The 13,769-nt window shown below is 46.7% G+C and carries 16 protein-coding genes; 1 reads left to right on the top strand and 15 read right to left on the bottom strand.

Features of this window, described 5'->3' with window-relative positions:
- Nucleotides 1-5: 5 nt before the first annotated feature.
- On the top strand, nucleotides 6-437 hold the full coding sequence (locus ACOGW3_RS09175) for a CreA family protein (protein ID WP_419902779.1): 432 nt from the start codon (nucleotides 6-8) through the stop codon (nucleotides 435-437).
- Between the two features lie 59 nt (nucleotides 438-496).
- Here ACOGW3_RS09175 and ACOGW3_RS09170 read toward each other — a convergent pair whose 3' ends face one another.
- The 15 genes from ACOGW3_RS09170 to ccmA form a co-directional block, all read right to left on the bottom strand.
- The gene (locus ACOGW3_RS09170) at nucleotides 497-1,657 is read right to left on the bottom strand and encodes a mechanosensitive ion channel family protein (protein WP_419902686.1); all 1,161 of its coding nucleotides are present in this window, start codon (nucleotides 1,655-1,657) and stop codon (nucleotides 497-499) included.
- Nucleotides 1,658-1,803: 146 nt separating this feature from the next.
- On the bottom strand, nucleotides 1,804-2,403 hold the full coding sequence (locus ACOGW3_RS09165; RefSeq protein ID WP_419902685.1) for a hypothetical protein: 600 nt from the start codon (nucleotides 2,401-2,403) through the stop codon (nucleotides 1,804-1,806).
- A gap of 389 nt (nucleotides 2,404-2,792) precedes the next feature.
- Nucleotides 2,793-3,506 (bottom strand): ABC transporter permease, encoded by a 714-nt coding sequence (locus ACOGW3_RS09160; RefSeq protein WP_419902684.1) that lies wholly within the window; start codon nucleotides 3,504-3,506, stop codon nucleotides 2,793-2,795.
- A complete protein-coding gene (locus ACOGW3_RS09155) occupies nucleotides 3,506-4,294 on the bottom strand; it encodes an ABC transporter permease (protein WP_419902683.1) in 789 nt (262 codons plus the stop codon). Before ACOGW3_RS09155 ends, ACOGW3_RS09160 begins: the two co-directional genes overlap by 1 nt.
- 126 nt (nucleotides 4,295-4,420) lie before the next feature.
- Nucleotides 4,421-5,182, bottom strand: coding sequence for an ABC transporter substrate-binding protein (locus ACOGW3_RS09150; protein ID WP_419902682.1), 762 nt, complete (start codon nucleotides 5,180-5,182; stop codon nucleotides 4,421-4,423).
- Nucleotides 5,183-5,227: 45 nt separating this feature from the next.
- The gene (locus ACOGW3_RS09145) at nucleotides 5,228-6,004 is read right to left on the bottom strand and encodes an ABC transporter ATP-binding protein (protein ID WP_419902778.1); all 777 of its coding nucleotides are present in this window, start codon (nucleotides 6,002-6,004) and stop codon (nucleotides 5,228-5,230) included.
- A 178-nt stretch (nucleotides 6,005-6,182) separates the two neighbouring features.
- Nucleotides 6,183-7,415 (bottom strand): c-type cytochrome biogenesis protein CcmI, encoded by a 1,233-nt coding sequence (gene ccmI, locus ACOGW3_RS09140; RefSeq protein WP_419902681.1) that lies wholly within the window; start codon nucleotides 7,413-7,415, stop codon nucleotides 6,183-6,185.
- Nucleotides 7,412-7,957 (bottom strand): cytochrome c-type biogenesis protein, encoded by a 546-nt coding sequence (locus ACOGW3_RS09135; protein WP_419902680.1) that lies wholly within the window; start codon nucleotides 7,955-7,957, stop codon nucleotides 7,412-7,414. Before ACOGW3_RS09135 ends, ccmI begins: the two co-directional genes overlap by 4 nt.
- A 27-nt stretch (nucleotides 7,958-7,984) precedes the next feature.
- Nucleotides 7,985-8,548 carry a DsbE family thiol:disulfide interchange protein gene (locus ACOGW3_RS09130; RefSeq protein WP_419902679.1) on the bottom strand — a complete coding sequence of 188 codons (564 nt, stop codon included), beginning with the start codon at nucleotides 8,546-8,548 and terminating at the stop codon, nucleotides 7,985-7,987.
- Nucleotides 8,545-10,530 (bottom strand): heme lyase CcmF/NrfE family subunit, encoded by a 1,986-nt coding sequence (locus ACOGW3_RS09125; protein ID WP_419902678.1) that lies wholly within the window; start codon nucleotides 10,528-10,530, stop codon nucleotides 8,545-8,547. The genes ACOGW3_RS09130 and ACOGW3_RS09125 overlap by 4 nt, the downstream gene beginning before the upstream one ends.
- Complete coding sequence (gene ccmE / locus ACOGW3_RS09120) at nucleotides 10,527-10,985, bottom strand: cytochrome c maturation protein CcmE (RefSeq protein WP_419902677.1); 459 nt, start codon at nucleotides 10,983-10,985, stop codon at nucleotides 10,527-10,529. Before ccmE ends, ACOGW3_RS09125 begins: the two co-directional genes overlap by 4 nt.
- Nucleotides 10,982-11,161 carry a heme exporter protein CcmD gene (gene ccmD / locus ACOGW3_RS09115; protein ID WP_419902777.1) on the bottom strand — a complete coding sequence of 60 codons (180 nt, stop codon included), beginning with the start codon at nucleotides 11,159-11,161 and terminating at the stop codon, nucleotides 10,982-10,984. The genes ccmE and ccmD overlap by 4 nt, the downstream gene beginning before the upstream one ends.
- A gap of 202 nt (nucleotides 11,162-11,363) precedes the next feature.
- Nucleotides 11,364-12,095 (bottom strand): heme ABC transporter permease, encoded by a 732-nt coding sequence (locus tag ACOGW3_RS09110; protein ID WP_419902676.1) that lies wholly within the window; start codon nucleotides 12,093-12,095, stop codon nucleotides 11,364-11,366.
- Nucleotides 12,096-12,287: 192 nt separating this feature from the next.
- The gene (ccmB, locus tag ACOGW3_RS09105) at nucleotides 12,288-12,974 is read right to left on the bottom strand and encodes a heme exporter protein CcmB (protein WP_419902675.1); all 687 of its coding nucleotides are present in this window, start codon (nucleotides 12,972-12,974) and stop codon (nucleotides 12,288-12,290) included.
- Entirely contained in the window at nucleotides 12,971-13,645 is a 675-nt protein-coding gene (gene ccmA, locus ACOGW3_RS09100; RefSeq protein ID WP_419902674.1) for a heme ABC exporter ATP-binding protein CcmA, read from the bottom strand. Before ccmA ends, ccmB begins: the two co-directional genes overlap by 4 nt.
- Nucleotides 13,646-13,769 lie beyond the last annotated feature (124 nt).

The following is a 13,769-nucleotide window of genomic DNA, read 5'->3' as shown; positions in this document are numbered from 1 at the left end:
GTCTGATGACGACTTTCATCACCCCACTTTCCGCTGAGGTAATTGGTTCCGTTGATACGGTGTTCAAGTGGGTCGGACCCAACCATAAAATTGTGATCGAAGCTTTTGATGATCCCAAAGTTGAAGGAGTCTCTTGCCATTTGAGCCGGGCAAAAACAGGCGGTATTTCCGGGGCGGTTGGCCTGGCGGAAGATACGGCTGATGCATCTATTGCTTGTCGCCAAGTGGGGCCTATTAAGTTCCGAGAAGAGTTAAAGGATGGGGAAGAAGTTTTTACTCAGCGTACTTCTCTTGTGTTTAAATCCATGCAAGTGGTTCGTTTCTTTGACAAGAAACGTAATGTACTGGTCTATCTTGTCTATAGCGACAAACTGATTGAAGGCAGCCCAAAGAACTCGATTACTTCGGTTCCTATCATGCCGTGGGCTAAAGGCTAAAAAAGTAAGGCCCTCAATTAATGAGGGCCTATATCTATCGATGTTATATCGAGTTCTGCTTATCCCTTATTCAACGGCGTTTCAGGGGTAAGGCCGGGAATATTACCAATCTGTGCAGGAGCTTCGGGGAGCGAAGCAACGTGGAGAGTCGACGTGGGGAAAGCAAACCCTGTTCCATTGTTCTCGACTATCTCTTTCAATGTTAGGGCAAAGTTTTCTTTTATATTCATCCATGTTCCCCAGTTGGTGGTCTTGGTGAAGCAATAGATCATGATATCAATGGATGAGCTGTTGAAGCTATCGATGTTGACCAGTGTTGTTGCTCTGGCATCGTCGGTTTCAAATTCAGGATTACTGTATAGGTGCTCTTTGATCTCTTTAACGATCTGTCTGAGCTGGGCGCTGGTGGTGTCGTACTCTAGGCCGATATTCCAATAGATCCTGCGATTGGTCATCTTAGAGAAGTTGATGACTGCATTATCAGCGAGCTTTGCGTTCGGAACATATACCGGTGCCTTGTCAAAGCGTCTGATGCGGGTGGAACGAAAACCAATATCTTCTACAGTACCTTCAACGACACCTTCAATACTAACCCAATCCCCGCGGCTAAACCTTTTTTCTGCAATAATAAGTATTCCGGCGATGAGGTTCTTAAAGAGATCTTGTGCCCCCAGAGCAACCGCGACACCAAAGAGGCCAAGACCTGCAATAATGGCACCGACGTTGATGCCCCAGAGCTCAAGGATACTGGCAATACCAAGGAGAACCACACAGATCTTTAGGGCCTTGATGATCCAATCAACCATGATGCTGGTGAGGACCGTCGTAAAGCGGTGTAAGAGGAAATCGAGAGGATCGATGAGTTTATAGACGGCGTAGAAGAGCGTGTAAGCGATGAGAGATCGGACAAGATTACTGCCAAGATTTGCTGCTTCGCCTGTCAGCCCCAGATAGTCGAGAGATAAAAATACCCCTAAAGCTATAGGGACCATGCGGATAGGACCTTCGAGAGCTTCGAGGGCATGATCATCAACTGAATTCTTTGTTCGGCTCGCTATAGCTTTGAGGCGGTTAATAACCAGTCGGGAAAAAATTCCGCGTATGACTATAAAACCTAAAAAGATGCCTACAGCAGTTAAAATATGTCCGATATCAATACCGAAAACACCTTTGGTCCATACTTCGACGGTGATGTCCCAGAACGTAGATAAATCTTGCATGATTTCTCCTCTTAACACGCGCGGGGAGTGTGCTAAGGGAAAGGCCTGACGTCAAGGCTGTGTTCTGGGGTATTTTTGTTACATATCTGACTTTTTGTAACAAAAATTGAAGCTAGTACTTTAAGAAGTTGTGAGGATTGTCGGTACTAATCGAATAGAGCATCGATATCATCTTGGCCCATTGCTGCTGCATCGATGGCCTCTTCTTCTTCTGCAGCCATACCACCAGCCATCATGTTACCAGAGAGAGTGGCCTGCCAGTCCATTTCGATTTCCATGATTTTATCAGCGGACAATACATTTGGATTGCCGTGAATGACAGCACTTGCAATATCAATCATATGGCGGATATGGGTAGAAGCATCTGGTACAAGAGCGGCAATTGATACTTGATCCCCCGCAGCGAGAGCTTGTTCTATTGCATCCCGAGTATCCGTTATTCCCTTGTCAGCGAGCTCTATGGCTTTGTCAAAAGGTTGGCGGAATATTGCTGGGGCCGCGTCGTAGGCTGAAACGGCAAGGTCTTTTGCCTGGAAGCTACTATCGAGAAAATGCTGTTGATAGGTCTTTGGTTGCCATGCCTGAACCTCTTCAAAAAGGTCTGGCATATCGGGCACCATTTCTATCATCATGACGGCTTCATTGAGATGATTAAGGTAGTCCGTTGCAAGTAGAGATTTCTCATCAATATTGGAACCAGGGAGCTGGGCTCTTATACTTTCAAGGTCCGCATTATTGATACTCATATCTATCGCTAATTCCCCATTAACCATCATTTGTAATCGTACCGTTTTCTATTTTGTAGTTGAGTATACGAATTAACCATTAATCTTATATAAATAAGGTTATCAATGATCTGATAAGTTGATGATAACACAGTTTAAAGTAAACAATACCTTAACCTAAAACGCAATTTTCAAATTGGCCAGTCACCCACCAGTTGGGCTTGGTTGTTAGTTAAGCGTATGATGTATTATCGTGGTTGTGGTCATTTGTGCTCCATTCAAAGGGAATAAAATTAGTATTAATTTGATAGCAAGAGAGATTTATATATGGCTTGGGTTTCTTATCGTATTGAAAACAAAAAAGGTTGGCAGAGCCAACCTTTTTTACCTAAGCAAAGTATTCATTATAATCAGGTAACAACCTGAATAGTTTCTTCTCTACGTTTGAGGTGCCGGTTGTAATGGTTTTCTACCTGGCGGAATATCCAAATGAAGGCGAAGGTTAAAAAGAAATAAAACACCCCCGCGGTAATAAAAGCTTCATAAGGTGCGTAGTATCGCGACATAACGATTCTGGCCGCACCTGTGAGATCAACAAGAGTGATTGTACTGGCCAGAGCGCTACCGTGAAGCATGAAGATAACTTCGTTTGAATAGGCAGGTAAGGCTCTACGCAGAGCACTCGGAATAATGATGCGTCTGAAAATCAGGCTTTTGCTCATACCACAAGCTTTTGCAGCTTCAACCTCTCCAAAGGATGTTTGTGCCATGGCGCCTCTGAATATTTCAGTGGTATAGGCTGCAGTGTTCAGTGTGAAGCCGAGAAGTGCGAAAAAGTATGCTCCTTTAAGAAAGGAAAATTCCTTTGTCAGTTCACTGTATCCCTCAAATTGTCCGACCCCATAGTAGAGGAGAAATAACTGAACAATCAAAGGTGTACCTCTAAAGGCATATGTAAAAGCAAATACTGGATAGTTGATCAGAGGGTTTTTCGAAAGTCGCATTACCGCCAATGGAATTGAAAATACAAATCCAATGGCGAGTGCAAGTGGGACAAGCTGTATCGTTAAAAGAAGGCCATCGAAATAGAGTGGAAGCTCATCAAAAATAATTTCAAAATCCATTAGAGAGCACTCCTTACACCAACAGAATATTTTTTCTCAGCCATTTTTTGTAACCAAATGGAGACCGTGGTAAAGATGAGAAACGCAACGGCAGCTGTGAGATAAAATTTAAAGGGTTGGCGTGTTGCCCCAGCGGCCAAGCCAGCTTTTCTAACCATGTCATCCAGGCCGATAATAGAGACAATTGCAGTGGCTTTCATGAGGACAAGCCAGTTATTGCCAAACCCGGGAAGCGCGTGACGAACCATTTGGGGGAAGAGGATACGACGTGTGATCTGGAACTTGGTCATGCCATAAGCCGTTCCGGCCTCGAGCATGCCGCGATCTACAGCCAAAATTGCCCCTCGAAATGTTTCTCCCATATAGGCACCAAAAATGAAGCCTACAGTGATTACCCCTGCAATAAAGGGGTTGATGTCGATATATCCCCAATCAAGATAGGGTTGAGCTGATGCCTTAAGAGCTTCTCCGTTATCGACAATTGTTCCTTTAATTCCAGGAAGGTCACCGAACCAAGCTGTAAGATTTAAAAGGTTTTCCGGTAGGTTATTTACGAAAATCTGACCGCCAAAGAATATCAACAGCATCAAGACCAAGTCAGGAACGCCTCGAATAAGCGTCGTGTAAATAGTCGATACAGCACGCGCTACACGGTTATCTGATAGTTTAGCTAATGCGGATATCATTCCGAGTAGACAGGCGATTACAAGTGAGGCAATTGCAATCGAAACTGTAATACTGGCACCTGATACCAGGATACTGAAGCCGTAGCCGCCAAGATCAATCATATTCTCATTCCGGGTTTTGCCTGATTAAAGCAGGCCTCTATGTAAAAGCACCACCAGAGTTTGACCTCTAGCGGTGCTCTTAGAGTTTTTACTTTGATCTAAAGATGGATAATTCCATCGTAAATCCTAGTAGATGTCTGTATCGAAGTACTTGTCGTTGATCGCTTTGTAGACACCGTTGGCACGAATGGCTTTAATTGCAGCGGAGAAACGATCACGAAGTTCTGTATCGGTTTTACGAACAGCAATACCTGCACCAACACCGAAGTATTTTGGGTCGTTATAAGATGGACCAAAAAGTTCGAAGTCTTTACCAGCAGGTGTTTTGACGAAGCCGTCATCCATAGCAATGGAATCTGCAATCAGAAGATCTACACGACCAGCTGCGACATCAAGATACGCTTCATCCTGTGTGCCGTAGCGTTTGATTTCAGTGTCCGGGAACTCTGCTGTAAGGAAAACGTCATGGATGGTTCCACGTTGTACGCCAACAGATTTACCCTTCATGCCTTCAGCAGTGATTTCAATGCCAGAACCTTTTTTACGAAGGAAGCGAGCTGGTGAGTTGTAGTATTTCTCAGAGAAATCTACTTTCTTCTTACGCTCTTCTGTAATGGACATCGACGCGATGATCGCGTGGTATTTTTTGGCATTCAGCGCAGGAATAATGCCGTCCCAATCCTGAACAACCATGGTGCAGTTTGCTTTCATTTCTTCGCAAAGAGCGTTTGCGATATCAATGTCAAAACCAACAACGTTACCATTTGGATCAATGCTGCTGAATGGAGGGTATGCACCCTCAACACCAATGCGTAGATCTTCAGCAGAGACTGAACCCGCTGTAAAAGTCATAGCGGCTGCAACAGCCGTAATGAGGAATTTTTTCATTCTTAATGCTCCCTAATTGTGTTTTTTATGGTTTGGTTATTTTTATTATTTCAAGCTTCCAGCGATAAACTGTTTAAATCGTTCTGATTGGGGATTTGCAAAAATCTCTTTTGGATTTCCTTGTTCCTCAATACGTCCTTGATGAAGGAAGATCGTTTGGTTGGATACTTCGCGGGCAAATCCCATTTCATGGGTCACGACAATCATGGTGCGGCCCTCTTCGGCCAAATCGCGAATAACCTTGAGAACTTCGCCGACAAGCTCTGGGTCAAGAGCGGACGTTGGTTCATCAAAAAGCATCACTTCGGGATCCATCGCAAGGGCTCGGGCGATAGCTACGCGTTGTTGCTGCCCCCCAGACATGTGCGCCGGGTAGTAGTCTTTGCGTTCGTAAATTCCGACTTTTTCCATCATTGCCTTAGCACGCTCAGTTGCTTCGGCCTTACTAAGGCCAAGAACATGAATCGGGGCTTCGATGATATTTTCAAGCGTCGTCATATGAGACCAGAGATTGAATCCTTGAAAAACCATTGATAGTTTTGATCTGATACGCTCGATCTGCTTGTGGTCTGCCGGTACATATTCACCAGACTTGGTGGTTTTCATGTTGATGAGTTCGCCACCAACAGTAACCTTACCCGAATTCGGGGTTTCTAATAGGTTGATGCAACGTAAAAAGGTGCTCTTCCCGGACCCACTGGAGCCCAGCATGGAAATTACGTCACCTTGGTGAGCGGTCAGGGAAACACCCTTAAGGACTTCAATGTTGCCAAATGATTTATGAATATCATCACAGACAAGAGCAGGTGTACTATCCACCATAGCCGCGGCGTCTGACGCCATAGGTTATGTCCCCATTGCTAAGTTATATGTATTTTTCTTCCTAATGAAGTTAGTGTGATTTTTTCATTATGAAAAGTAAAAATAACACAGAACTACGTGTTGATGCTGCAAAGAACTACGTCTTTCTGTAGGAGTACCTATAAGCCGAGATCCCTTTTTAAAATCCAAGCTCTTGTTTCAGCTTACTGATTTGTTCTTGAGCAAAGGATACATCAGGCTGTTTCAAGGCGGCGTTTTCTGCGTTTGCGAGAGCCAACTCGATTTCTTCAACGCGCCCTAAAGTATGGTATGAGCGAATGAGTTGGATCCAGCCATTTAGATCATTTGGGGTTTCTTTAAGTCTTTCCGCCAAACGGTCCACCATTCCATTGATCATCTCGTTTCGTTCTTCAACGCTTAGCTCAGCCACACTTGCCATTTCTTCAGACGTTGGTCCTGTTTGATCTGGTGTTGCTTGTGTTGGGTTTTCGAGCGGCGCTTTGGCAGGATAAGATGCAAGCATCTCGGAAGGGTTCATTTCCAAGGCAATCGCGAGGTCTGCAATCTGAGCATCGAGAACCTGGAGCCAGGGGTCATTGGCAAAGGTCAATTGCCTCAACTTTAACCAAAGTTTAAGCGCATTTTCATTTTCTCCTGCCTGACTCAGGGCCAGGCCACTATAAAACAGACCTCTGGGATCATTGGGGTCAAGCTCAAGAGTTTTTTGAAACAAAGAAAGAGCCTCTGAAGAGACTAGGCCTTCAGCTTGTGCAACAATCATTTCAGCGACGGCGCCATAGACGATTGCCGAAGCAGGGGTGTTTTTCATCGCCTGTCGGAAAGCACCTTCGGCCTTCGCATAGGCACCGATTTCGGCATATGTACTGCCGAGCAACATCCAGCCTTCTAAATTGGTTGGATCGTTGTTTAATCTGGTTTCAAGCTTTTGAGCCAGACCCAGCATCTCTTCATTTCTCGAGGCATTCTGTTCTTGGGCGAGTGCAGTACGCTCAGCTGCAATGTTTCTTTCAGCCAATGGCATGCTGGGTACCCCAGGTTGGCCGAGTTCAAGATAAAGAATTATGCCTGCCAGAGGGAAAATGATCGTCAAAAGTCCAACGACCATTTTCATCGCTGGTGCGGTTAAGGGCGTCCCCTTTGTCGAAGAGGACTGTTCTTGGCTGGTGTTAAGAATGCGACGTTGAATTTCAATTCGGGCTGTTTCAGCCTGAGATTCCCCGAGATTACCTGCTTTGAGGTCGCGATCGATCTCTTTAAGTTGGTCTTTGTAGACCGCAAGATCGGATTCCGCTGTGTTGGCAGGGGCTTTTTGAGCTGACGCCATCAAGGGGCGTAATAACACCAAAAGAGAGAGCGCGGTTAATAGGCCAATGATTACCCAAAAAATCATGATGCTTCTCCCTTACTGTTACTGCTTGTTGGGTTTGTTTTTTTTGGATTGGGAGTATCTGCACTATTGCTGAGGAGTTGCCGCAGTTTAGCTTGCTCTTCATCACTCAAAGGAGTGGCGGCTTTACGGGCGCGGTTTCCTCGGAAGAAGAAGAAAATTCCAGCTACGCCGATTGCAAAAACGAGCAGTGGGCCAAACCAGAGTAAGAAAGTTGAGGCTTTAAAAGGGGGGCGGAAAAGGACGAAGTCACCATATCGAGAAGACAAATAGTCTTTCACATCATCGTCGCTATCTCCTGCAACCAGCCTTTCGCGCACGACAATACGAAGTTCTTTTGCAAGGTCTGCATTGGAAGAATCAATGGGCTCGTTTTGGCAAACAAGGCAACGCACCTCTTTAGAGATTTCACGTGCCCTTGCTTCTAATACGGGGTCATCCAATACTTCGTCCGGTTCAACAGCTTGAACAAGGTTGATGCTTAAGATCCCGATACTGGCGACCAAGGCAAAGAGAAGGGTTGTTGATAGAATAAAGCCACGCATGCTTTTAAGGTACTTCCTCTATTACGACTATTGCTGGGCCTGAAGGCTATCAATGATTGGCAGTATGGTGTCTTCTAAATCACCCGTGTTTAGAGGGCCAACATGTTTGTAACGAATGGTGCCGGAGGCATCGACGATAAATGTCTCGGGAACTCCGTAAACGCCCCAATCTATTCCTGCGCGACTTTTGGGGTCACGGCCAACCCTGTGATACGGGTTGCCATTCTTGTTGAGCCATCCCAAAGCGTCGTCAGGTTTGTCCCGATAGTTAATGCCATAGAGATTGATATCGTCTCTTTGGCCCAATTTCATCATGTCGGGGTGTTCTACAAGGCAGGGGATACACCAGGATGCAAAAATATTGACCACTGAAATTTTACCATTGTTGGTTAAATCTTTACGGGCAAAACCGGGAACGCCCAGAGCATCCAGAGCTTTGAGGTCGAATTCAGGTGCAGGCTTGTCAATCAGCACAGATGGTAAGATTTTTGGATCTCGCCCAGGCTTGGTTAGTGCCCAAAAAAAATAGCCAAAGATAATTACCGTGATCAGTAGCGGCAGGGCAAAAATGGCTTTCCGTTTTATACTCATGCTTCTGCTTCTCGGGCTTGTTTCTTTGTTCTTTTTTTAGCGGGCGCACCAACACGAAGGCGTCGATCCGCAAGAGATAACAGTCCTGCGAAAACCATGAGGGTACACCCAAACCAGATCCAGGTAACCAGTGGTTCGCGGTAGATGCGAACCGTCCATCCGCCTGCACCATCTGAATCGCCGATTACGGCGTAATAATCACCAACAAAGGTCGAGTATATGGCTGCTTCGGTTGTTGGCATGCTCTTAACTGTGTAGAGACGCTTTTCAGGTTTGAGGGTCGCCATATAGACGCCGTCTTGGCTTACATTAAAGGTACCTTCTACAGCACTGTAGTTTGGCCCGGTTATTTCCCGGACACCATCAAAACGATAATCCGTGCCTGCAACCGATATGGTTTCCCCGGGTTTAAGAACCGCGACGTCCTCAACTTTCCAGGCTGTGGTTGAAATCATGCCCATAATTGCGATGGCTAAACCACCGTGTGCAAGGGTCATACCCCACGATGAACCAGGAAGGTTTCGTGCCCGTTGCCAGCTTTTGGACAGGGGGGCGCGGAAGAGCTTAATACGGTCGGCCCACTCGCTGAGAGTGCCAAGGAGCATCCATGCGGCCATTCCCAGACCGAGAATGGCGAGTAGAGGGCCGCCGTTAGAAATATACCAAGCGAATAGCAAGGCGAGTAGGGCGGCCAATCCGGCGTATTTCAGGCGTTTTAGAACGCCGACGAGATCCGCACGTTTCCACGGTAAATATGCGCCAATGCAAACCAGGAAGAACAGAGGTACCATCACCGGGACAAAGGTCTTGTTATAAAATGGCGGGCCAATGGATACTCGGCCACCGCCCAATGCTTCCATAAACAGTGGATACAAGGTACCAAGGAAAACGGTGGCACAAGCAGTGCTGAGAAGAAGGTTGTTCAGAAGTAAACCGCCTTCTCTACTGATTGGAGAGAAGATGCCACCGGCCTTTAGGGCAGGGGCACGCATCGCAAAGAGGGTGAGTGAGCCTCCAATCGCGATTGCTAACAGAATAAGAATAAAGATCCCACGCTCTGGATTGACAGCAAAAGCGTGTACGGAAGTTAAAAGTCCTGAGCGAACGATAAAGGTGCCGATAAGGGATAGAGAGAAGGTAAGGATCGCCAACAGGATGGTCCAAACCTTAAGGGAGTTCCTTTTTTCCACAACAATGGCGGAATGAAGAAGTGCCGTACCCATAAGCCAGGGCATAAATGATACGTTTTCAACCGGATCCCAGAACCACCAGCCGCCCCAACCAAGCTCATAATAAGCCCACCAGCTTCCCAGGGCGATTCCACCTGTCAGAAATACCCAGGCGGTAAGGGTCCAAGGACGAACCCAGCGGGCCCAGGCTGCATCAACTTTTCCTTCGATCAAGGCTGCAATAGCAAAGGAGAAGGCAACCGAGAATCCGACATAGCCGACGTAGAGCATCGGTGGGTGAAAGGCGAGCCCAGGATCTTGCAAAAGTGGATTCAAATCCTGCCCGTTCTCTGGCGGAACCAAAAGGCGGGTAAAGGGATTAGAGGTAAAAATCAGGAAAGTCAGAAACCCAACCCCGATCATAGCCTGAATGGCCAGTACGCGTGCTTTGAGTGTTATGGGGAGATTCCGGCCAAAAGCAGCCACAGCGGCGCCAAAGATCGCCAGAATGAGAACCCACAAAAGCATGGAGCCTTCATGATTTCCCCATACACCACTGATTTTATAAAGCAGCGGCTTGGTGGAGTGAGAGTTTTCGGCAACGTTTAACAGGGTAAAGTCAGAGACAATATAGGCCTGGGTTAGGCAACCGAAAGCCATACTGACAAACAAAAGCTGTACCAAGGAAGCGTGACTTCCAAAAGCCATCAAGCGACTGTCGAGCCGCTCTGCCCCAATCAAGGGTAGGATGGATTGAGAGATGGCTGCCAAAAGGGCCATGATAAGCGCGTATTGTCCAAGTTCAGCAATCATTCTATTGCCTGACCTTCCTCGTCACCACGCCATTCGCCAGATTCCTTAAGGGCTTCTATGACTTCTGCGGGCATATAGTTTTCGTCGTGTTTGGCCAGGACTTCATGGGCGATGAAATCACCTTTTTCATTCAAACTTCCCTCGGTAATTACGCCCTGTCCTTCACGAAAGAGATCGGGGAGTATGCCTTTGTAGGAAACAGGGACACTTTCTGCACCGTCGGTAATGGAAAAGCGGATACTCAACCCATCACCCAGTTTGACGAAAGTACCTTCTTCAACAAGGCCACCAAGCCTAAGTGAGCGACCAACCGTGACTTGCTTGGTTTTAAGGTCAGTCGGGCTATAAAAATATACCAGATTGTCTTCAAAAGCTGTTAGCACAAGAGCAGTCGCAGAGGCCAATAAAGCAAAGGCGACCACGATTATATACATTCTACGGCTTTTCCGCGTCATGGGCGGGCTGTCTCTTTCTTGTTGTTACCTTGTCCCGCAGACTCCCTTAAGTGTTGGAGTTCCTCAAGCTCGGCTTGATTTTTGCGGAGACGATGTAAGGTGGTGACAAGCAGCGACAGCATAACAATGGCGGTAAGACTATACGCCGTCCAAATGTAAGCTCCATAATTTCCCATGGAGAGAAAATTCATAACTTGATCCATACTGTCCTGCGTAACCTGAGTTGTGCCGAGATTAATGATATCATGTTCTCGGCTTGATCTCGTTAATAGAGGATATCTAAGTTCTATCCCGTAAACACTAGCGCATTATGTCACACTAATACCCTAGGTCTTTGATTCACATCACGATCAAATTTTCTTGATCAAAGTATATCGTTTAGGCGTTGTCGACGACGGCCCGGCGGTATTTTCTCAATTTCGCTTCGATAAGCTCGCTTTTGATTCTGATCAACATAACAACGAGATAGAAGAACTTGAAAGCCAGTCCCATGATCAATAGAGGCCAAAGCATTGAGGGGTCAATGGCAGGACCATCGGCGCGCATAACTGAAGCTGGCTGGTGGAGGGTATTCCACCAATCGACAGAAAACTTGATAATCGGAATGTTGACGAAGCCAACAATTGCCAGAACGGCGGCGGCCCGATTGCCACGCTCTTGTTCCTCAAAGGCGTTCATTAGAGCCATATGGCCGAGATAGAGAAAGAACAGGATCAGCACTGAAGTTAGACGTGCATCCCAAACCCACCAGGCGCCCCACATGGGCTTTCCCCATAAGGAGCCTGTTGCAAGAGCGAGAAAGGTAAAGCCAGCACCAATAGGCGCGGATGCCTTGGCAGCCAGGTCAGCGAGAGGGTGTCGCCATATCAAAGAGCACACAGATGCAATCGCAATGGAAGTATATATAAACATCGCCATCCAGGCTGAAGGCACGTGGATATACATGATCCGCACACTTTCACCCTGTTGGTAGTCAGGCGGTGATGTGAAGAATGCCATGTATAGGCCGATAACAATTGACAGCGCCGTAATCCCTGAAATCCAGGGAAGAACTGTGTTTGTTAGCTTTAAAAAGCGGTTTGGATTGGCAAATCGGTGAAAGACCGACATTGTCCTTGATCCCTTCCATTGACGTCTTTTTGTGTGTCGAGCACACATATTGTGATTATGGGCTAGACCATATGTTAATAGGCCTGCTTGTTCTTTGATGTCGATCAGTAAAACGAGATCGGCTATCGTTTTTAGTATTTTCCTCTTACTCGGCTTCTTTGTCTAATTATACACTTAAGCTGGCTCTTTGCTCTATTCCAGGGCCTGTTTAAGGGCGGCTGCTCCCGCCAGTGGTGTTATTAGTAAAGAAACAAGTAAGATTGCGCCAAGCAACAAAAGGTGAGGACGGGCATTCGCAATTACCGCTCCGGCCTCGAGGCTGTTCATGGCCGCATCAATTGCCCCCACACCAAATATCAAAGTCGGAATATAAAGAGGCAATACCAAAAGAGGTATAAGGACACCCCCGCGTCTGGCGCCAAGCGTTAGGGTCGCTGCTATTGCACCGATTAAGCTAAGACTTGGAGTCCCGAGCAACATGGCGAACAACAGGATCGTCATGGCTTCGGTATCCATATTGAAGAGCAATGCAATCAACGGCGCAGCCAAGATTAAAGGTAGGCCCGTTGTCAGCCAATGCGCGAGAACCTTTGCCAAAATAGCGATCTCGAGCGAGGCACGCGAGAGCACCAACTGTTCAAGGCTACCATCTTCATAATCGGCAAGAAAAATACGCTCAAGTGACAAAAGAACTGAAAGCAGTGCGGTAACCCAGATAATGCCCGGGGCGATTCTGGCGAGAAGGTTGGGTTCCGGTCCCAAGCCAAAAGGAAAAAGCATGGCGGTCAGGATGAAAAACAATACGGCCATTGCAAGATCTGATCTTTGCCGCAGAGCAAGACGAAGGTCTTTGGACACAATATTGAGGAAAGCGTTCATACCCAACATTCCTCTTCATCATCTAAATTGATCAAAGCGCTATTATAAAGCGGGCTGTAATCTCTCAGGTTCAATTTCTCTGGGGCCTCGACCTCTATCGGGCTGTGGGTCGCAAAAATTACTGATCCACCTGTTGATCGATGTTCTTCAATGGCTTGTTCTAACAAAGTTATCGACGCGACATCTAGGCCAACTGACGGTTCGTCGAGAAGCCATAGCTTTCTTTTTGTGGCGAGTAATCGTGAGAGGGCTAAGCGCCTGCTTTGTCCTGAGGAGAGGAGATTCGCAGGTGTGTTTTTCAAAGGCAGCATATTGAACTGATCAAGTGCCTTATCGAGATGAGTATCATCTCTTTCCAGCCCAGACCAATAGGAGAGATTCTCTTGGACCGTTAGAACCGGCTTAATGGCATTGCGATGACCAATGTAGTGAATGTGTTCTTGAAATATTTCGGGCTCGTCCGTCGCGTCTTTTCCCTGCCACTTTAAAGTTCCAAGGCGCGGGCGAAGCAGGCCGGATAAAATACGTATCAGGCTTGATTTGCCACTACCATTTGGGCCTTCAAGTATAAGGGCGCTGCTCTCGGACAGATGAAAATTCAATCCGATGAAGACGTTGCGTCCCCCTCTGACACAGGTCAGATTCTCACCGTCGAAAAGGCTCTTGCCCAAATTCTCACCCTTTATCTCAATTTTGCAGGTCGGTTTGGAGACCTGTCACGAAGAATTACTGGGGCAGCGTATAACAAAAAAATACCCCTGTCGCCAATGGGATGTTTCCTTATGACGCAGGGGA

This window comes from Kiloniella sp. (genome assembly GCF_965205715.1).
GTDB lineage: Bacteria > Pseudomonadota > Alphaproteobacteria > Kiloniellales > Kiloniellaceae > Kiloniella.
This window is presented reverse-complemented; position numbering and strand designations above follow the sequence as displayed.